Source organism: Spirulina sp. 06S082, from assembly GCF_034932145.1.
Classification (GTDB): Bacteria; Cyanobacteriota; Cyanobacteriia; order Cyanobacteriales; family Spirulinaceae; genus CCY15215.
In genome coordinates this window covers 1-20035 of sequence record NZ_JAYGHV010000005.1, presented here as the reverse complement: position 1 = coordinate 20035, position 20035 = coordinate 1, and the positions used below count along the sequence as shown (strand labels likewise).

Below are 20035 nucleotides of genomic sequence, written 5' to 3'. Positions count from 1 at the left end.
CCCAACCCCCCATCATGCCAACCCTAACCGCCCGCACCATCCCCCTTTACGAATTGGAAGAACACTTTCAACTCCAATTCACCGACGATCTGGCCGCCTTTCCCGAATGGCAAAACGACCTCCCCGAATTAACCGTATCAGAGCAGGAGCGGTGCGATCGCATCAAAGCCAGCTATACCTACTTGCTCCGCTATCCTCCCCTGCTCGAAAATACCGTTAAACTGGTGGTACTGTCTCCCCTGCTGGATATGGCCGGGTTTTTCCTGCCCCCCTTCCGCATTCAATCCGAAGCCTCTACCGCGATCGCCGCACAAGACGGAGAACTGAGGGTTACGGGTAATCTAGATGTGTTAGTCCTGTGGGAATCCCTTTGGGTGTTAGCGATCGAATCAAAACAAGCCGCATTTTCTTTAGAAGTGGGGCGATCGCAACTCCTGTCCTACCTCCTCGCAGCCCCCAACGCCACCACACAACCGACCTATGGTGTCCTCACCAACGGCGCAAACTTTATCTTCATCAAACTCATTCCCACCGCTACCCACTTCACCTATACTCTCTCGGATGAGTTCACCCTCCGCAATCATCAGAACGGCCTCTATCGCGTCCTACAAATCTTGAAAAAATTAGGGATGAGGCATTAGTCCAACCTCCCATCATGCCAACCCAACCCCCCATAAAAGCCATGTCTGCCTATCAAATCAAACCCTGGACACAAGTTGTCACCCCCCACGCCGATATTCGCAACGGAAACCTAGAAAATGCTCAGTTTGGTGCCAAACTCGGGCAAGTAGTGAGCCAAGACCCTCATTGTCCCTTGGTTTACCGTGATGCTAGGCAATTTTTCGCCGCCACCTACCTCACCACGGAACTGAAAAAATTGTTTACAACGGTACTGAAAGGATTGTGCGGACAGGGAGGCGATCGCGTTCTACAACTGCGGACCCCCTTTGGCGGTGGCAAAACCCACTCCTTGATCGGCCTCTATCACCTGATCGAACACCGCAACCAATTGGGAGATATCCCCGAATTGGCTCAACTTCCTCAGCCTGGGAAGGTGCAAGTGGGGGCATTCATCGGTCAAGATACGGAAGTCACCACCGGCGCAAACATTGACGGACAAACCTTACTCACTCCCTGGGGGGTTCTCGCCTGGCGGATGGGGGGGCGAGACGCTTACGAGATTGTGCGGGAGAATGATGAAAAACGAGTTGCCCCTGGTGGCGATACTTTGCGTCAGTTGATTGGCGATCGCCCTACCCTGTTCCTCCTCGATGAATTTCTCCTCTATATCGATAATGCCCTGGGGGTTCCGGTGGGGGAATCAACCCTAGGCCGTCAAGTTTTAGGGTTTGTGCAGAAACTCACCGAAGCCGTAAGCGGCTTACCCAATGCGGTGATGGTCTATTCCCTGCAATCGAGTGTCCAGGAAGCCCTCACCTATGAAGGCTTACTCGATACCCTCGATAAATTGGTCAGTCGTCTCGATGCCAAAAAAGAACCGGTATCGGGGGATGAAGTTATGAAAGTGGTGCAGCGTCGCCTCTTTGAAACCGTGGGAGATCCGGATACTATTCGCGAAGTGGCTCAACAACAGGGGGATCTGTTTCGCAAATTCCAAAATACCTACGCCGAAACGGAACGCGATCGCAAAGAAATCGACCAACAGGCTCAAATTCTGGCAGAACGAATTGAGTTTAGTTACCCTTTCCATCCCGATCTCCTCGATTTGATGTATCTTCGGTGGGGAAGTTTGCCCAGCTATCAACGCACTCGAGGGGCATTACAATTTTTAGCGCGGGCGATCGCTATCCTCTGGGAACGCCAAGATAATGCTTGGCTCATTACCCCAGGGGATATTCCCATTGATGACCCCGATGTGAAAAGCATTTTCTACGCTCAAGTGGGAGAACGCAAAAACGCCTATGATGCCGTACTATCAGCAGATTTAACGGGTCGTACCGCCAAAGTGAAGCGCGTTAACCAACGTTTAGCCAAGGATTCTCCCCATCTAGCCAGTTTAAATGTCGGTTCGCGCTTGGCCACGGCTATTTTGCTCTACTCCTTCGGGGCAAAACAGGGGGAAGATCGTGGGGTGAGGGAAGGGGAAGTTGCGGCTGCTTGTTTATCGCCTAGTTTGGATCGCACCACCTTAACGGCAACTTTAAGCGATCTGCGGGATGAATTACTGTACCTCCACTACGCAGGCCGCCGTTATCGCTTCGAGACTCAGCCCAACCTGAATAAGTTGATCGCCGATGAACTAAGTCGGGTCGATCGCCGTGAGGTTCTAGACTTAATTCGTCAACAGTTGGAACAAGGGATCCAGAAAAAGCCAGGACAAGGGCGTGTGGTCTTGTGGCCGCAAGATGCAGGTCGGATCGGCGATCGCCTGACAGAATTTACGGTGGCTTACCTCGATCCCGCTTGGGCAGAAAAAGACCAACAGATGGCGATCGATGCCGCGATGCTGTGGTTAGATACCAACAAACGGGAATACAAAAACGCCTTAGCTTTTGTCGTCCCCAATGCTCAACAGATGGAAACCTTGCGCCAAGAAGCCCGCACGGAGTTGGCGATCGCCAGTCTCCTCGAACAAGGAAAAAAATACAAATTTGTCCCAGACGATCTCGAAGAACTGAAGGACAAGCGGAAAGAAGCCCAAACCAAAATCGCCGCCGCGATCCGCCGCCTTTACGACTATATTCTCATTCCCATGCCCGCCCCGGCGGAGAATCCCCCCCTACGGATGGAATGCTTGGATCTGCAATCCCAACTCAACACCTCAGTATCCTGGCAACAGCGCATTACAGAAGCCCTCAAAGGTCATGTTTTTGATAGCGTTACCGTCAATCGTCTACTCCGACTCAACCAACTCGATCGAGCCGATGCCCAATATCTGCAAGCCAAAACCGTCATTAATGGTGCGTTTATCTATCCCAGCACAACCAAGTTTTGGACGGATGCACCGATTAAAAAGGCAATCTTGAAGGCGATCGCCTCGGGTCAATTGGGCTATACTCCCACCCTGGTCATTGCCAGCGATGGTACAGTTACTCTAGAGAACCCCAAACAGGTCTACATCAACCAGGAAATCCCTCCCGATGAATTCGATCCTGACGGCTATTTACTCACGCCCTCCCTGGTGGAACAACTTTTAGCACCTTTTCAGACTACTCTGCCATCTACAGCAGAGACGGTAACAGAAAGCGATCGCGCAGATATGGATTATCTGGATCGAGTGCGACACGCTGGAGAATCAGAAGGGAAGACAAATTCCGTCGCAGATGAGAGTCAGCAATATAAAATCGAGAAGACTTCGGCCAGTACAATTGAGCGATCGGTTTTAACCAAAATCGTTGAGGGTAAGCAAATTGCTAAACATTATCAACTTTCATCTATCACGGATAAAGCGAAATTATTTGAACTATTTAGTGTCCTGCAACTTCTCTCGGATAAAGCCGATGAGATGATGGTAACAATCGAAGTTCGCGCCCACACCCAGGCTGAATTCGACCCCAACTGGATTCGCAATGCGATCGAGGAAGTCCTTGATGAGTCGGACATTTCCGCTACAACACGCCTTGAATAAACAATCCTGTTTCCAGAAAACATCGGCTTTTTTCCACAATAGTTTTTTCCGTTCGGCGATCGCGATAGGATAGGGAAATTGCGATCGCACCTATTCCCTATTCCTGCTTCTAAAAACGATGCCAACTCCTAAAACTGTTAAACCCGTTAAAGATACCGTTACCACAATCGATCTCAAAGATCCCAAATATTACTTTAACCGAGAACTCAGTTGGCTGGAATTCAATTACCGCGTTCTGCACGAAGGTTTAGACGATCGCACCCTACTGTTCGATCGCCTCAAATTTTTTGCTATTTTTTGTTCTAATCTCGATGAATTTTTCATGGTACGGGTAGCGGGATTAAAGAAACAAGAAGAGGCACAAGTTAATAAACTTAGTTTTGATGGTCGCACCCCCTCAGAACAATTACAAGAAATCCGCGATCGCCTCCATCCCCTCATGCAGCAACAGGATCGCACTTTTGAGCAGGTCTTAAGACCCGAACTTGCCCAAGAAGGAGTATATCTTCTCAATTATGTCGATCTCAACCAAGAACAGCGCAAGCATCTCCACAGTTTCTTTGAAGAACATATTTTTCCCGTTCTCACTCCCCTCGCTGTCGATCCCTCTCATCCTTTCCCCTATATCTCCAATCTCAGCCTGAATTTAGCAGTGTTGGTGAAAAATCCCGAAACCAAAGAAGAACTTTTTGCCCGCATTAAAGTCCCTTCTACTCTCCCTCGATTTGTTTCCTTTCCCAAAAATCTACAACATTCCGGAGAAGTCCCCGCAGTCTGGACGGGAATTTCCATCGAACAGGCGATCGCCCATAATCTCGATGCCCTTTTTCCAGGCATGAATGTCCAAGAATGTTACCCCTTTCGCGTCACTCGCAATGCAGATTTATCCGTAGAAGAAGACGAAGCCGACGATCTCCTGCTGGCGATCGAACAGGAAGTTCGCAAGCGACGCATCGGCAAATCCGCAGTTCGTTTGGAAATTCAAGCCTCAATGCCGGAAAATGTCCGCAATCCTCTCATGCGAGGCTTGAACTTAGATGAGGATGAGGTTTATGGATTCACAGGATTATTGGGTTTAAATGACCTCTTTTTCTTTATGAAACTGCCTTTGCCTCATTTAAAAGAACCCGACTGGACTCCGGTTATTCCCTCAAGACTGCGGCGAATGCTAGATGCAGCAGAAGCCAGTCGCAAATTAGAACAAGAAGATGGGGAAAGTTTCTTCGATTTATTATCTCAAAAAGACTTATTAGTTCATCATCCTTACGAATCTTTCACAGCTTCAGTACAGGAGTTCATCACCCAAGCTGCCCACGATGCTAAAGTCTTGGCGATTAAATTAACTTTATACCGCACTTCGGGGGATTCTCCCATTATCAGTGCTTTAATTGATGCCGCCGAAAATGGCAAACAAGTAGTTGCTTTAGTAGAGTTAAAAGCGCGATTTGATGAAGAGAATAATATTCTGTGGGCGCGAAAATTAGAACAAGCTGGCGTTCATGTCGTCTATGGATTAGTAGGTTTAAAAACCCATACCAAAGTCACATTGGTAGTCCGTCAGGAAGGAGAAAAAATTCGCCGCTACGTTCATATCGGAACGGGAAATTATAATCCGAAAACTGCCCGTTTTTATACCGATCTGGGACTATTCAGCAGTCGGGAAGAACTGGGGTCAGATCTGACAGATTTGTTTAATTTTTTAACCGGATATTCGCGACAGCGTTCTTATCGCAGACTGTTAATTTCTCCCGTGAATTTACGCGATCGCATGGTAGAATTAATCGAACGAGAAATAGAAAATTGCCAAAATGAAGGAAGCGGACGCATTGTTGCGAAAATGAATTCATTAGTCGATGCGCGGATGATTGCTAAACTTTATGAAGCCTCTCAAGCCGGAGTCAAAATCGATCTGATTATCCGGGGAATTTGTTGTTTGCGTCCAGGAGTGGAAGGGGTCAGCGAAAATATTAAGGTAATAAGTATTGTTGGACAATTGTTAGAACATTCCCGTATTTACTACTTCCATAATCTGGGCAACGAAGAAGTTTATATTGGTAGTGCAGATTGGATGACTCGCAATTTAGATCGCCGCGTTGAGGCGATCGCCCCTATCGACGATCCTGACATCCGCAAAGACCTGCAAGAAATTTTGGGGATTATGTTAGCAGATAATCGTCAAGCCTGGGAATTACAAACCGATGGACATTATCTCCAGCGCAAACCCCAGCCCAACGAAAGCGATCGCAGCGCCCAGAAGACTTTAATGGAGATGTCTTTAAGTGCTTTGAATTAATTGACATAAGATACAGCAAAATATTGCTGGGAGCAATTTTAAGTTTTCAGGTATAATAGGGAATACCTCGCAAAACTGTTTGTGAAGCCTTGTCAGTTCAAAATCATAAGCCTTACTCTGATATCTCTCGCACTCCAAAAGATTCAAAGAAAAACAATGCAGAACTACACATTAAAAGAAGCAAAATCTCGACAAGAAGAAATATTTAATAAAGCCAAGGATGAGCCTATATCTCTCTCAGAAAAATCTTATCCCTCTCATGTTATCATGTCTTTTCAAGCATACCAAGAATTAATAAACCGCATCGGGGAATTAGAAGATTTAGTTTGGGGAAAACAAGCAATTGATGCTTTAAAAGAATCAAAATTTATCGGAGAAGATAAATTCAAAAAATCGCTTCAGGAGTTAGCAAATGGCTAAACTTGATGGTTTAAAATCAGTTTTAGATTTTCTCAAAGGACTACAGCCCAAAATAGCAGCACAACTTGCGAAGAAAGTTTTAGCGTTGAATATCGAACCATTACCAACAGATAGCAAACAGTTAAAAGGATACTCTGAAATATATCGCGTCGATAGTGGTGAATATCGTATTATTTACCGATTTTTACCCGAGGAGGACTTAGTAGAAATTTTGTTGGTCGGTAAGCGGAATGATGATGAAGTTTACAAAAAAATCAAACGCTTGTTAGATAAATAGAATTGTTGTGCGATCGCATTTAGCAGCCAACCAGGGCAAAATAACTCGATGAAATGTCTCTGGATCTTCATCGTGAGGACAGTGACCCGTATTATCCAAAGGAACAAACTCTAAATTCGGATTTAATCCTAAAAAATTCTTTGATAAACTAAACGGAACCATCCGATCCTGACGACCCCAAAGTAATAAGATCGGAATCGTTAACTCTGGTAATAATTCACGAACCGATCGCGAGAAACCCGACTGACGCACAGAAGAAGATAGCGCACAAAACGCATCCACCGCCCCGCCATCCGTCGGCGGTAATGCTAAAATATTTACCAATTCATCATCCACCGCTTCTTTCTGCTCGTAAGCAAACTTCACCCAAGTGCGAATCAGAGAAGGACGGCGCACAAAGTAAAAAAGTGGCTTGAGAAAAAGCGGACCGCTAAAAAATGCCTCGATCGCAAACACTAAAGAACGAAATGGCTTTGGAACGCTCTTTTCCCTTAGCGTCACATCCGGTAAATTCAACATTGCCAACCCCTTCACCATCTCCGGATACTTCGCCGCCGCCATGAAACTCACTAAAGACCCTAGAGAATTCCCCACCAATACCACAGGTTCGCCGATAAACGCGCGCCAAAAATCGTAAACCTGTGCCACCCAAAGTTCCGCCCCATAGGGGGCGATCGCCTTTCTCGATCCCCCAAACCCCAATAAATCCAGCGCATAGACCGTCCGATCTTCCCCCAACACAGGTATATTTTTGCGCCAATGCTCGATCGCCGCACCAAATCCATGAATAAAGAGAATAGGCGTTTTCCCCGTCGAGGCTCTGCGGAAACTATAACGCACCTGCCAACCGCGCCAAACCCAATCCCGTTGTAAACCAATGCGTTCATGCCATTGTATCGTAGAAATCACAAGCCAAATTCATAAAAATTCACCTTGATTGATTGTAAACGGCAAAGGAACGCGATCGCCAAAACTTGAGCCTTAATACTCACCACCTCGCCAAATAGAAAGTTAAGTAAACAAACTGGCGCAAAACGCGAAGAGGATCGCTAAAATGAAATGGTCAATGAACTAATCACCCATTTTGCAAAACCCCTTATCAACGATTACAAACCAGTACGCATACGCCTGTGAAAGATAAAAGACAACGCCGAGATCTACCTCAAATCAACGAAAGAATTCGCTACCCCAACATTCGTCTGATCGATACCGACGGCGGCCAGCTTGGGATTGTCACCTCGGAAGAAGGTCGGCGACTTGCTGAAGAAAAAGAACTCGACCTCGTTCTCGTTAGCGACAAATCCGATCCCCCTGTCTGTCGGATCATGGATTATGGCAAATACAAGTTCGAGCAAGAAAAAAGAGCCAAAGAAGCTCGTAAAAAACAACACACGGCTGATGTAAAAGAAGTGAAGATGCGCTACAAAATCGAAGAACACGATTATCAAGTGCGCGTCAACAATGCCCAACGCTTCCTCAAGTCAGGGGATAAGGTCAAAGCTACCATTACCTTTAAAGGGCGAGAAATCCAACACTCAAATTTAGCGAAAGAATTACTCAATCGTATGGCCGAGGACCTTAAAGACTTTGGAGAACTGCAACAAGCCCCCAAACAAGAAGGGCGTAATATGATAATGTTCATTTCTCCCAAGAAATAAATAATGAGGATGGGGAATTGGGAATGGGGGATTGGCGATCGCCCCTAAACCTAAACCCCCTACACTCTGAACTCTAACCCTCGACCATGAAACAGTTAAAGAGCAATAAAGAGCGGGACGACTGGACAAAAAAACTGCTCAATGTGGTCAATCTTCGCCCAGAGGAAGGCGAGAGAACCCTAGTGATGCTGATTGCCTATACCATCACTTCCATAGGGTTATTGTGGCTGGAACAAAGCACGATCGCCCTATTCTTGGAACACTTTGGGGCGGAAGGTTTACCGATTATTTACATCGCCAGCGCCCTGATGGGGTCGGGTTTAGGAATCCTTTACTCTTGGCTGCAAAATAATTTCCCTCTCAAGCGCGTCTTTCTGGTGGTCGCCCTCTTAATGGCGATTCCTCTGGTTTTCTTCCGTATCGGCTTAGAAATAGGCGCTGCTGACGGTTTTATCGTCCTCGCCACGGTTTTTATTCTCCGATTGTGGCTGGATGCCGAAGAAATTCTTAACGATCTTAACTCCCAAGTTGCCGCCAACCAACTTTTTAATATTCGGGAAATTAAACGCACCTATCCCATTATTTCCAGTGGTCTTTTAATTGGGGATGTAGTGTCGGGTTTCTCTTTACCTGTTTTACTTTTCCTGATCGGTTTAAAAAATGTTATTATCCTAGCTTCCCTCGTACTCTTATTAGGGGGTTTTACCTTTCTTTATCTTGCCAATCGCTACAAGCAAGCCTTTCCCGATACCCCTGTGCGAGAACTGGATGAGTTAGAATCCACCTATACCTCCAAGCGCATGAGCGGCACGATTCGCCGTTATATTATCCCCCTTTTTGCTTTCTTCATTTTGGGAGAATTGCTCTTTCTTTTGGTGGAATTCCAATATCTCGGAGAACTGGAACGAGTTTATCCCGATACAGAGGCGATCGCCGGATTTTTAGGGTTATTTTCGGGGATTTTGGGCATCTGCGAACTGGCGACCCAATGGTTTGTTTCTAGCCGTGCGGTGGAACGTTTAGGAGTCTTTGTGGCGGCTATGTTTTTGCCCGTTTCCCTCTCGGTTTTGGGCTTTTGTACGATTCTTTTTAATATTACAAATGTTGGCGGTTTAAATATTAATAGCGCTCAAATTCTCTTTTTTGGTATTATTATTATTCGGTTCTTCGATGAACTATTGCGCTATACCCTCATTGCGGGCATCGAACCCTTTCTTTTTCAACCCCTCCCGGCGGAAATTCGCGGTTCTATTCAAACCCAAGTCCAAGGGATCGCCGAACCTCTAACCACGGGACTGACGGGACTGGGTATTATTTCTATTGTTTGGCTTCTCGGACATTTATTGGGAGATTGGGATGAGGAAATGGCGCGACAGGTCCAGGGCGGGGTCTTTGTTGTCGCGATCGTGTTATTTTCCGTAGTCTGGGCTTTAAGTGCGCTACTGTTACGACAAAGTTACATTACTTTACTGGTACAGTCGGCGGAACAAGGGCGCTTGGGTTTTGGCAGTGTCGATCTCAAAGCCTTTAAACGCGCTATTGTTGAGTCTTTAGATGGAAAAACGACGGATAGCGATAAGCGATCGTGCATTCAACTCCTCGAACGCATAGATTTACCTAATGCTGGAGAAATTCTGGCACCGCGTCTTGCTAAACTCTCTCCTGCATTACAGCGTCAGTGTATGGAGGCGATGCTGGAATATCCCCAAGCAACCTATTTAAAGGACGTGCAGCGCTTGATTCAAACTCGTCCGGAGTTGGAAGTATTGGCGCTATCATTGCGCTATATTTGGCTCTCTCAGCCTCAATTAGATACTCATACCCTTAAACCTTATTTGAATCAACGGGTCGATCCGATGGTACGGGGGACAGCAACGGGATTGATTTTAAGTCGGGGTTCCGATGAAGATCGCCAAAGCGCGATCGCCACTTTGGAAAAAATGCTCACTTCAGAACGAGAAAGAGAACGAATTATTGGCGTACAAGCGTTACAAGTCACCGATCGCGATGCCAATTTAACCCAGTCTTATCTACCGCAATTATTACAAGACGACTCGGCACGGGTACGCTGTACCTTATTAGCAACGATCGCCAAGAAACGCCTAGAAGACTATTATCCTTCCTTGTTAAAGGGTTTATATTACCGCTCTACAAGAGATGCCGCAAAACAATCCTTGATTGCATTGGGGGATGAAGCTCTACCCATGTTAACGATCTTGGCAGAAGATGTCCGTAAAGCGGATTATATTCGCCTTCAGGCTTGGAGTGCCATGTCAGAAATTGGCAGCGAAATCGCCCTAAAAACCCTCGTACAACAATTGTTAACCAGTTGGGGAACCAGTCGGCGCAATTTGTTGCGGATTATTTTGAAAATTCCTGGCGATCGCGGTATTGAAATGGTGCTGGATCAGTTAGGGCGATCGGGGGTAGAAGAGTTAATTCAACAAGAATTATTACTATTAGGACAAATGTTCGCTGCCGAGATGGATTTACCTGCCGAGGTGGTATCGGGACGAGAGGCAGATTTATTGCGGAGTGCGATCGTGGGGCTACAGTCGGATATTACCGATCGCTGTTTCTTGATTATGAAGTTACTCTATCCTTTTAGTTCGATGCAAGCCGCAATTTTGAATTTGGATTCGGATTCAGAGGTGAGCGTAGCGTTAGGGTTGGAGATTCTCGATAATACGGTAGATTTACCCCAAAAACAAATCCTCCTGCGGGTGTTGGAAAATCGTCCCACGGCGGATCGTCTGTCAGATATGGAAGAGATGGTCCCTTATGAAGTAATGACCCCAAGCGATCGCTTGCGTCGCCTTCTCGATCTGCGTCATTTTCTCTCGGATTGGACCTTGGCCTGTTGTTTCCATTTAGCGAGGGAACAGCGTTGGGGTGTAACGCGAGAGGCGGCTTTAGTAGGGTTGCGCCATCCTAGTAGTTTTGTGAGAGAGGCGGTTTTGACTTATTTAAAGGTTGCCAGTCCAAAAACTTGTTATGAATTACTTCCCGTTTTACAGGACGATCCCGATCCTTTGGTTGCATCGCAAGTGGATAGTTTGAAAAATGAATTTACTCAACGCAAGGTAAAGGGGAAATCTTTGCCAGTTAAAACTCAAACTTAGGAAGGCGATCGCAAAAAATATATTATTCATCTTCACTCAATTCGGGAAAAATACTTTTCATATCTCGATAACTGCATTTGAATCAATGTGACTGTCAGTCTGTAGACTCATGGTCACAAATTCGATTATATACGTTGAACATGGAAGAACGCATCTTGATTCAATTCGGCAAATGTTTACAAAGTCAAAGAGTTGCTCGCGGTTTATCTCAAGAGCAACTTGCTGAGTTGATTGATGTCGATCGAACTTATATTAGCTTTTTAGAGCGAGGAAAAAGAAACCCGTCATTAAAATTGCTTAACTTGCTCTGCATAGCTTTAGATATAAGTTTAACAGAGTTCTTTCAAAAAATTGATGATTTAGAAAAAGCTAAAAACGAATGAATAACCAACAAGATTGGCAAGAAAAATTGCAGAAGTTGTGCAAAAAATATAATTTAAACATTAAGTATTTAGCAGATATTATTAATGATCCAAAGGTTATTCCAATGATTCGTGGAAAATCATTTGAAATGACTGCAAGAGATGTTATTCAAGAAATATTATCCAGCAAATATGAGGTAAAAAATCCTAGAATAAATGCTCAAGCAGGACTGCATGATATGGATATCTCTATCGTAAACAAATCGAACCAAAAGCAATATTCTGTAGAATGTAAACTTGCAGCAAAAGGCAGTTTTCGATTAGAAAAAGGTGAACCCAAATTACGGGTAAAATGTATGAGATCGAGAACTCTTGGACAGAAAGCTGCACAACAAAGAGCAAAAATTCTTAATGTCCCCGAAACATTGCTACAAATTCATAACGATCAATATGTAGATAGTGATTTTGATATAGTTGTTACTTCTATAGCGAATGCTTTTTATGAAACTGATACTGAAAAACTATTTTATTGGTCTCCATCAGAAGAAGCACTTCCACTTTTAGAGAAAATGGGAATTCAGAACCAAGAAAACGCATTTTATAAGATGTATGCAGCCAAAAGCAAAGATTTAATAGCCAATGCAGAAAACAGAGAAAATAGAATAATTTGTACCAGAAAGACTTGTTCTGATGAATTGAAAAAGTTGAACAGGGAATATTGCAATTTTATTCCTAATTATCCGTGCATTTATCTTGATAAAAAAACTGGGCTTCCCTTCCAGCCTTGGGTTTCTATAGAAAATATAGAAACTCTTTTGCACTAAAAGAGAGAAAGTTGAATAAACTCTGCATCGGTTTCAGTTTGTTGAGATTTTTGAGAATTGTTTGAATCCGCAAAGTTCAAAGGACGAACACTTAAAATGTCATTAGGATTATAGTTAGTAATAAAAACTTCGCGACCTTTATATCTACTACTTTTATATCCATCTTTTCTTTGTTTCTTGTTTTTTTGGTCGTCAGTGCGACTAATTGTATAATTCCATTCATTATCTTGCATAGAAACACACCAATCATACATAGAACGTATTTCTTCAGAATTATCATAAGTTATCAGAAATCTAAGACGATGAGTATTATCTTTTAAAGTTTTACATAATCTAAAATGATCGTCTATTGAAAAGCTACAAGTATAAAATTTATCTTGGTCAGCATTAAAATAAGGCGGATCGATAAAGAGAAAATAGTCATTCGGTAATAAATTAATTAAATCTTCAAAATCCATACAATACAAATTAATATGTTGAAGGCGCTCTGAAGTCGTTCTTAAATGATGAGGCCAATTTTCAGGACGCATAGAATATTTATCACCGTATCCCCAATAACAATTTCGCTGATTCATAATTCCTGAATATGATGTACGGTTGAGGTAAAACCAACGAGCAGCACGTTCCAAATTATTTTTGGGTTTAAAACTATTCTTGTAAAATGTATGATTATTTTTACTTGCAGGAATTCCCTGAAGAAAACCGATTATTGCTTCTACATTATCCCTGATTTGAATATAGCAATTTATTAGGTCTGCATCTTTGTCATTGAGAATAACTTCACAAACATTTGGTTTAGCGAAAAATATTGATGCACCACCTGCAAAAGGTTCACAATATTTGTCATGTTGAGGAATACAATTCAAGATAAGTTTACGAGCATAAAACTTCCCACCAGGATAACGAAAAGGAGAATGAGTTAATTTTCTAGGCAGCTTCGACATAAAATATTTGATGAGTTCAATCTTTATTCAAATTAACGTATATGCGACTATGAGTCAATAATCCCAATTATATTCTTAAAAGCAAGAAAAACAATTGCAGGTTATTCTAAAAGCCTTAAACTTTTCTCTGTTGTAGATATCCTTCAATTAGAAGATCGGCATCGATTTGCGTTATTTTTATTTGCTCTAACAACAAAGCATCCGTCATTTTAGTGAATCCCAAATCTCCCACAGGAGAAGGAGCCGCACTCCCACCAATAATTTTAGGAGAGACAAAAGCCATGATTTTTTGTACCGCACCTTGCGCGATCGCCTGAGCCGCCAAAACCCCCCCACACTCCCATAAAATGCGAGAGAAACCGCGATCGCCTAGGTGCTGCATGGCTGTATCGGGAGTCAATTCGGGAAATTCCACCACTTCAACACCCTTGTTTTGCAAATATTCTCGCTGTTGTGAATTAGCTCCTGTTTGAGTTAACACTAAAGTAGGATTTTCTCGAACTTGCCAGAGATTCGCCTCTAAGGGCAAATCGAGAGTGCGACTCATCACTACTCGCAAAGGGTTACGAGGAGAAACGCCATGAGTTGTTAAGTGAGGATTGTCCCGTCGCACGGTATTGCCCCCCACGATAACCGCATCGGCGATCGCCCTTTCTTGGTGGACCCGGTGGCGCGATCGCGGACCCGTCACCCAAGCACTATGCCCGCTAGTGGCTGCAATTTTCCCATCAAGGGTCATGGCATATTTCAAAACTCCCCAAGGGCGCTGGTAAAGGCTACGATGGATAAAAGCCTCATTCAACTGGCGGCATTTTGCCTCCTCCACCCCGACAATAACCTCAATTCCCCCTTGTCGCAGGCGATCGATCCCTCCTCCTGCAACTCGGCGATCGGGATCCACCATTCCCACAAATACTTTAGTGATTTTAGCCGCAATAATGGCTTCACTACAAGGAGGAGTGCGCCCATAATGGTTGCACGGTTCCAAATTCACGTAAAGGGTGGCACCCTCTGCCAAATTTCCCGCTTGGCGCAAAGCAAAAACTTCCGCGTGAGGTTGTCCTGCTTCTGGGTGATATCCTTCCCCCACAATGTTACCCTCGCGCAGGATAACACAACCCACAAGAGGATTAGGAGCAGTATATCCTTCAGCCTGGCGAGCAAGCTGCAAACAGCGTTGCATCATATTGCCATCAAAAGGCGTAATGTTGTCATTTTTTGGCTTGTTGCTCTCCATCTTATTTTTCTGAAAAAGTGTCATAGTTGATGAGGAAATTTGTTCGTTATTCCTTTAAGCTCAAAAATATTAACTTCATTGTTGCATTCGCATTAATTCTTGTTGTGAAAACTGCTGAGTTTTATCCGGCCAAATTAACGCCGCTTTTTGTTCGCCTTATCCAAAGTCTTTCCTACGGAATCGCCCATACAGCCTATCACGTGGATTTGCAGGTTTCCGATCGCGATCTGGATAAATTAAAAGCCATAGAAGGCGATCGCGCTATCCTAATGCCCAATCATCCCTCATTGGACGATGGCATTGTCCTCTTTCTCCTTTCAACGCGCCTCGGACAGTTGTTTCACTACCTTGTCGCCCAGGATAATTTTAACGGTTGGCAAGGGAAATTTCTACAGCGTATCGGCAGCTATTCCATCAAGCGAGGAGTCGGCGATCGCGCCAGTATTGCCTACACCCTCAACCTATTGCGCCAAAATGTGACAAAACTCGTTATTTTTGCCGAGGGGGGCTGTTCTTATCAAAATGATACCGTAATGCCTTTTCGCTCGGGGGCGGTGCAAATGCCCTTACAAGTTCTCCATAAATTAGCGAAAGAAACCTCAGAAGTTCCTAACTTTTTTCTCGTTCCCGTTAGTCTCAAATATCGCTATCGCGGATCGATGGAGAAGGCGATCGCGGACAGTCTCCAGCAGTTAGAAACTCATTTAGGCATTGTCCCCCAAACAGAAGCATTCTATCCGCGCTTGCGGGCAATTGGAGAAAGAGTCGTCACTAATATCGAAAAAGAATACGCGATCGCCCCTCCTAAAACTCACCCATTACTCCTCAACCAACGTATCGAGAACATCAAAATTCGTCTTTTAACCAACTGTGAAAAAAAGCTAGACATTACCTCTGCTTCTCATCTTCCCATGCGAGAACGAGTCTATAAAATTCAAGCGCTTCTCGATACTGACGATGAACCTTCCCCCGTTTCAGAAACTCTCTATAAAGCTACAGTACGCTTGCTCAACTTCGATGCTATTTATGATGGTTACGTGGCTGCAGCCCCTACCCCCGAACGCTTTTTAGATACTTTAATTCGATTAGAACGAGAAGTTTTCAGCATCGATCGCCCCCAACCCAAAGGCTATCGCCACGCCTTCCTGAAAATTGGCGTTCCCGTCAATCTTAAAGATTATTTACACGCTTACAAACAAAATCGCACCGAGACGATCGAAACCATCACGCGACAGATGCAGCAAGCCGTACAGGAGAATTTGCAGGCGATCGCATCCCCATAATGCTCTCTTTTAGTCAAATAAACTTGTTAGACTTGTAGAATCATTCCAAAGCCAGATAAAATAAGCGAGTTTGTTAAAATCGCGTTAGGGCGATCGCTTTCTCCTTTTAATTCGCAATCTTAAAGGGCATAATCCCATTTAGAGATTGCCAAGGCTTTGACAAGTGTTAAACTTTTGGTACTTTCGGGCTGGCGATCGCCTAAACTTTGTAATCGAAACTGCTTCTCCCCTCTGCTCTTGACCAATAGACCTGTTTTTTTGCGTATTTGTGTGCCTTCTGCTTACTCTAGACCGCGATCGCTTGTCCCTGAAAATGTCTACCTCAAAATGGCAATTTAATACAGGGCAAATATCTGCCATAACATTTCTAATCTTTTTTGTAGGAGAATTGCATGAGCAACCATCACTATCAAGTGGGAGGAAGCCTCGCTGATAATGCACCTAGTTATGTTGAGCGACAAGCCGATACAGAATTATATGAAGCACTCAAACAAGGCGAATTTTGCTATGTCCTTAACTCGAGACAAGTTGGCAAATCCTCTTTATTAGTGCGTACTCGCTATCGACTCGAACGAGACGGATTTAAGTGTGCTAGTATTGATATGACCAATATTGGTAGTGAAAATATTACCCCCGCTCAATGGTATAAAGGCGTAGCTGTAGAACTATGGCGAGGATTTAAACTCTTAAGAAAAGTTAACTTAAAAACTTGGTGGGCAGAACGAGAAGGTATTTCTGTACTGCAAAAATTAAGTCAATTTATTTCTGAAGTGCTACTCCAAGAGTTTTCTGAAGAAAAAATCTTTATTTTTGTGGATGAAATTGATAGTATTCTCAGCCTTAAGTTTCCCATTGATGACTTTTTCGCGATGATTCGCTTTTGCTATAACCAAAGAGCGCAAGATCCTCGCTATAAACGCATTAGTTTTGTTCTGTTTGGTGTAGCAACACCCTCAGATTTAATCGCAGATAAAAAAAGAACGCCCTTTAATATTGGAACAGCGATAGAATTACAAGGTTTTAAACTGAATGAAATTGGCTCCCTTGCAGCAGGATTAACAATTGCCAATTGTAACAAGACAAAAATATTAGCAGAGATTTTGCAATGGACTTCTGGGCAACCTTTTTTAACGCAAAAAATATGCAAGATTGCGATCGAATCCAGTCGCGATGAAAACGGACGGGACTTAATCATGCCCCCAGGAGTAGAAGCCTTTTGGATTGAGAGTCTGATTAAATCGCGCATTATTCATAAATGGGAATCCCAGGACGAACCCGAACATTTACGGACAATCCGCGATCGCATCCAAAGGAATGAAAACAAGAGTTCTCGCTTACTGGGTATTTATCAACAAGTTTTGGAAAAGGGCAAAGTTGAAACCGATGATAGTCCGGAACAAATTGATTTAATTTTATCTGGCTTAGTGGTCAAATCAGAAGGAATATTAACCGTCAAAAATCGCATTTATCAAGAAGTATTTAATTTAGAATGGGTTGAAAAGCAACTAGAAAAGTTGCGTCCCTATTCCGAAGTTTTTAAGGCTTGGATCGCTTCCCAACAAAGCGATGAATCGAGACTATTACGAGGAATCGCTTTGCAAAATGCCTTGGACTGGTCCCAAGGAAAAAGTTTGAGCGATTTAGATTATCAATTCTTGAAGGCGAGTCAGGAACTCAACCAACAAGAAATGAAAATACGTTTAGAAGCCGAACGGGTTCAAATTATTGAGGCGCAATTAGTCCGCGATCGCAAAACCGCTAAAATGCAAAGATTGTTGCTGGGAGTGACAAGTATTGCCTTCCTCATTGCTTCAATCTTAGGAATTATCGCCTTTTGGCAATATCGCAAGGCGATCGAGAGCGAAGATCAAGCGAGAATCAGTGAAGTGCAAGCACTGGTTTCCTCCTCAAAAGCCCTAGTTGCGACCCAGAGAAAATTTGATGCCCTCATCGAAGCCACCAAAGCTAAACAAAGATTGCAGTTCATCAGGGGTAAGGATTTTCCCATCGAGAAACAAGTTAAAAATGCCCTGCGCCAGGCTATTTATCAAACCAAAGAATACAATCGCCTCTCGGATCACAAGGCAGGAATTTGGGGAGTGGACTACTCCCCCGACGGGGAAGCGATCGCCACTGCCAGCAAAGATACTACCGCTAAATTGTGGAGTAAAGAGGGAAAATTATTAACCACTTTGAAGGGTCATACTGCCCCAGTTTTAGGGATTGCTTTTTCCCCCGACGGCAAAGAGATCGCCACAGCCAGCGAGGATAATACCACCAAACTCTGGACGCGGGAAGGACAATTGCTGCGTACCTTAAAAGGGCATCGGGCTGCGGTTTTAGGTGTGGTCTTTTCCCCCGACGGAGAAGCGATCGCTACAGTGGGAGAAGACAACATCGTGAACCTCTGGACGCGGGAAGGACAACTAATACATACCCTAAGCAAACATACCTCTGCTGTTTGGGATGCAGCCTTTTCTCCAGATAGTCAAATTTTAGCGACGATTGGTGCGGATAAAACCCTCAAATTATGGAATCGAGAAGGAAAACTTCTGAATTCTTTCCTCGCTCACGATGTTTCTCTTTGGGGTGTCGCTTTTTCCCCCGATGGGAAAAGTTTAGTCACCACCAGTGAGGATAAAACTGCCAAATTGTGGGATTTGCAAGGCAATCTCCTCACTACCTTCATCGGTCACGAGTCACGAGTTTTAGATGCAGCCTTTTCTCCAGACGGTCAAACCATCGCTACAGTCAGTGAAGATAGTACAATCAAACTCTGGGCGCGATCGGGACAATTATTAGCAACGTTAACAGGACATGAAGCTGCCGTTTGGGGTGTTGTTTTTACTCCCGATGGAAAAACTTTAGTGACGGTTAGCGATGACCATACTGCCAAACTCTGGAATTTAGAGAACTATTTTTTCACAGATTTGACAGGACACAAAGCTGGGTTGCGGAGAGTTGCCTTTGCCCCCGACGGTAAAACCCTGGTGACAGGAGGTGCAGATAATACAGCGAAAGTGTGGAATCGCAAGGGGCGCTTGCTGAAAACCCTAGTCGGACACAATGCAGCCATTCTCGGAGTTACTTTCTCCCCAGACAGTCAGACCATCGGCACCACCAGTAGCGATAAAACGATTAAACTGTGGCAAGGACAAAAAAATATCCTGACCCTAGAACATGATGCGGCGGTTTGGGGAATTGATTTTTCCCCCAATGGCGAGATTTTAGCCACTTCTAGCGTTGATAAGATTGTTAAACTTTGGAATCTCAAGGGAAATTTACTCGCTGCTTGGAATGCCCATGATGCTTCAGTGTTAGCCCTTGCCTTTGCTCCCGATGGTCAGACCTTGGCAACCACCAGTTGGGACGGAAGCGTGAAACTCTGGAATCTCAAGGGAGAATTGTTGGCTTCTTGGATCGCCCACGAACTCGGAGTTGATGCGATCGCCTTTGCCCCGGATGGCAAATCCCTGATGACAGGAGGAGAAGATAATACCGCCAAACTCTGGAGTCTGTCGGGGAAGTTATTGGCGCATCTCATCGGACATCATGGGGCAGTCATGGAGGTTGCCTTTGCCCCCAACAGTGAGGCGATCGCGACGGCCAGTTTAGACGAAACTGCTAAATTGTGGACTCGAGAGGGAGAGATTATCACCACTCTCACCGGTCACACTGCGGCAATATCAGGGATGGCTTTTTCTCCCGATGGCAAGATATTAGCCACCGCCAGCCGAGATAATACTGCCATTCTTTGGGATTTAGAAAACATCCTCAAGTTAGATGAATTTACTTATGCTTGTAATTGGATACGGGATTATTTGCGAACAAATACTGAGTTAAAAGAAGAAGATCGGCATTTATGCGATCGCGCTTATCAATGAGTAATTAATAATTCCCCATTATCCCCATTCTTAAAATGTTAGAATTGTTAAAATATTAAATTCTATTGTGTTTGTTCCCTTCTCCTCTATTCTTGTCCTTTAATTCTCACATCTCCATGACCTTCGATCTGCAATGTCCCGG

15 protein-coding genes are annotated in these 20035 nt (G+C 44.3%); 11 read left to right on the top strand and 4 right to left on the bottom strand.

Going from position 1 to position 20035, the window contains the following annotated elements; translation table 11 throughout:
- Positions 1-14 precede the first annotated feature (14 nt).
- The 5 genes from VB714_RS01145 to VB714_RS01125 all read left to right on the top strand — a co-directional run bounded on the left by VB714_RS01145 (position 15) and on the right by VB714_RS01125 (position 6579).
- The gene (locus VB714_RS01145; RefSeq protein ID WP_323220321.1) at positions 15-641 is read left to right on the top strand and encodes a restriction endonuclease subunit R; all 627 of its coding nucleotides are present in this window, start codon (positions 15-17) and stop codon (positions 639-641) included.
- Between the two features lie 14 nt (positions 642-655).
- The gene (locus tag VB714_RS01140) at positions 656-3589 is read left to right on the top strand and encodes an ATP-binding protein (RefSeq protein WP_323220320.1); all 2934 of its coding nucleotides are present in this window, start codon (positions 656-658) and stop codon (positions 3587-3589) included.
- A gap of 118 nt (positions 3590-3707) precedes the next feature.
- Positions 3708-5882 (top strand): polyphosphate kinase 1, encoded by a 2175-nt coding sequence (gene ppk1 / locus VB714_RS01135; RefSeq protein ID WP_323220319.1) that lies wholly within the window; start codon positions 3708-3710, stop codon positions 5880-5882.
- Positions 5883-6038: 156 nt separating this feature from the next.
- The gene (locus VB714_RS01130; protein ID WP_323220318.1) at positions 6039-6302 is read left to right on the top strand and encodes a hypothetical protein; all 264 of its coding nucleotides are present in this window, start codon (positions 6039-6041) and stop codon (positions 6300-6302) included.
- Positions 6295-6579 (top strand): type II toxin-antitoxin system RelE/ParE family toxin, encoded by a 285-nt coding sequence (locus VB714_RS01125; RefSeq protein ID WP_323220316.1) that lies wholly within the window; start codon positions 6295-6297, stop codon positions 6577-6579. Before VB714_RS01130 ends, VB714_RS01125 begins: the two co-directional genes overlap by 8 nt.
- Here the strand turns inward: VB714_RS01125 and VB714_RS01120 are convergent.
- Positions 6568-7488 carry an alpha/beta fold hydrolase gene (locus VB714_RS01120; RefSeq protein WP_323220314.1) on the bottom strand — a complete coding sequence of 307 codons (921 nt, stop codon included), beginning with the start codon at positions 7486-7488 and terminating at the stop codon, positions 6568-6570. The two genes, VB714_RS01125 and VB714_RS01120, sit on opposite strands and share 12 nt — an antisense overlap.
- Before the next feature lie 221 nt (positions 7489-7709).
- Between VB714_RS01120 and infC the strand changes: the two genes are divergently transcribed.
- The 4 genes from infC to VB714_RS01100 all read left to right on the top strand — a co-directional run bounded on the left by infC (position 7710) and on the right by VB714_RS01100 (position 12545).
- Entirely contained in the window at positions 7710-8237 is a 528-nt protein-coding gene (gene infC, locus VB714_RS01115; RefSeq protein ID WP_204102607.1) for a translation initiation factor IF-3, read from the top strand.
- 86 nt (positions 8238-8323) lie between these two features.
- Positions 8324-11359, top strand: coding sequence for an Npt1/Npt2 family nucleotide transporter (locus VB714_RS01110; RefSeq protein WP_323220312.1), 3036 nt, complete (start codon positions 8324-8326; stop codon positions 11357-11359).
- A gap of 140 nt (positions 11360-11499) precedes the next feature.
- On the top strand, positions 11500-11742 hold the full coding sequence (locus VB714_RS01105; protein WP_323220309.1) for a helix-turn-helix transcriptional regulator: 243 nt from the start codon (positions 11500-11502) through the stop codon (positions 11740-11742).
- Entirely contained in the window at positions 11739-12545 is an 807-nt protein-coding gene (locus tag VB714_RS01100; protein ID WP_323220307.1) for a hypothetical protein, read from the top strand. Before VB714_RS01105 ends, VB714_RS01100 begins: the two co-directional genes overlap by 4 nt.
- Here VB714_RS01100 and VB714_RS01095 read toward each other — a convergent pair.
- Positions 12542-13489 (bottom strand): DNA adenine methylase, encoded by a 948-nt coding sequence (locus tag VB714_RS01095; RefSeq protein WP_323220305.1) that lies wholly within the window; start codon positions 13487-13489, stop codon positions 12542-12544. The two genes, VB714_RS01100 and VB714_RS01095, sit on opposite strands and share 4 nt — an antisense overlap.
- Before the next feature lie 115 nt (positions 13490-13604).
- The gene (ribD, locus tag VB714_RS01090; RefSeq protein WP_323220303.1) at positions 13605-14726 is read right to left on the bottom strand and encodes a bifunctional diaminohydroxyphosphoribosylaminopyrimidine deaminase/5-amino-6-(5-phosphoribosylamino)uracil reductase RibD; all 1122 of its coding nucleotides are present in this window, start codon (positions 14724-14726) and stop codon (positions 13605-13607) included.
- Between the two features lie 29 nt (positions 14727-14755).
- On the opposite strand from ribD, the gene VB714_RS01085 reads away from it, so the two are divergent.
- Positions 14756-16009, top strand: a complete 1254-nt coding sequence (locus VB714_RS01085; RefSeq protein WP_323220301.1) for a 1-acyl-sn-glycerol-3-phosphate acyltransferase — start codon at positions 14756-14758, stop codon at positions 16007-16009.
- 119 nt (positions 16010-16128) lie between these two features.
- Here the strand turns inward: VB714_RS01085 and VB714_RS01080 are convergent, their stop codons facing one another.
- Positions 16129-16254: a hypothetical protein gene (locus VB714_RS01080; RefSeq protein WP_323220299.1), complete on the bottom strand. Its 126-nt coding sequence runs from the start codon at positions 16252-16254 to the stop codon at positions 16129-16131.
- Positions 16255-16401: 147 nt separating this feature from the next.
- Here VB714_RS01080 and VB714_RS01075 point away from each other — a divergent pair, with 147 nt between their 5' ends.
- The gene (locus tag VB714_RS01075; protein WP_323220297.1) at positions 16402-19893 is read left to right on the top strand and encodes an AAA-like domain-containing protein; all 3492 of its coding nucleotides are present in this window, start codon (positions 16402-16404) and stop codon (positions 19891-19893) included.
- Positions 19894-20035 lie beyond the last annotated feature (142 nt).

Coding starts and splice junctions, on each gene's coding strand:
- VB714_RS01145 (WP_323220321.1), top strand. CDS start 15: ATGCCAACCCTAACCGCCCGCACCATCCCCCTTTACGAATTGGAAGAA.
- VB714_RS01140 (WP_323220320.1), top strand. CDS start 656: ATGCCAACCCAACCCCCCATAAAAGCCATGTCTGCCTATCAAATCAAA.
- ppk1 (WP_323220319.1), top strand. CDS start 3,708: ATGCCAACTCCTAAAACTGTTAAACCCGTTAAAGATACCGTTACCACA.
- VB714_RS01130 (WP_323220318.1), top strand. CDS start 6,039: ATGCAGAACTACACATTAAAAGAAGCAAAATCTCGACAAGAAGAAATA.
- VB714_RS01125 (WP_323220316.1), top strand. CDS start 6,295: ATGGCTAAACTTGATGGTTTAAAATCAGTTTTAGATTTTCTCAAAGGA.
- VB714_RS01110 (WP_323220312.1), top strand. CDS start 8,324: ATGAAACAGTTAAAGAGCAATAAAGAGCGGGACGACTGGACAAAAAAA.
- VB714_RS01105 (WP_323220309.1), top strand. CDS start 11,500: ATGGAAGAACGCATCTTGATTCAATTCGGCAAATGTTTACAAAGTCAA.
- VB714_RS01100 (WP_323220307.1), top strand. CDS start 11,739: ATGAATAACCAACAAGATTGGCAAGAAAAATTGCAGAAGTTGTGCAAA.
- VB714_RS01095 (WP_323220305.1), bottom strand. CDS start 13,489: ATGTCGAAGCTGCCTAGAAAATTAACTCATTCTCCTTTTCGTTATCCT.
- ribD (WP_323220303.1), bottom strand. CDS start 14,726: ATGGAGAGCAACAAGCCAAAAAATGACAACATTACGCCTTTTGATGGC.
- VB714_RS01085 (WP_323220301.1), top strand. CDS start 14,756: ATGAGGAAATTTGTTCGTTATTCCTTTAAGCTCAAAAATATTAACTTC.
- VB714_RS01075 (WP_323220297.1), top strand. CDS start 16,402: ATGAGCAACCATCACTATCAAGTGGGAGGAAGCCTCGCTGATAATGCA.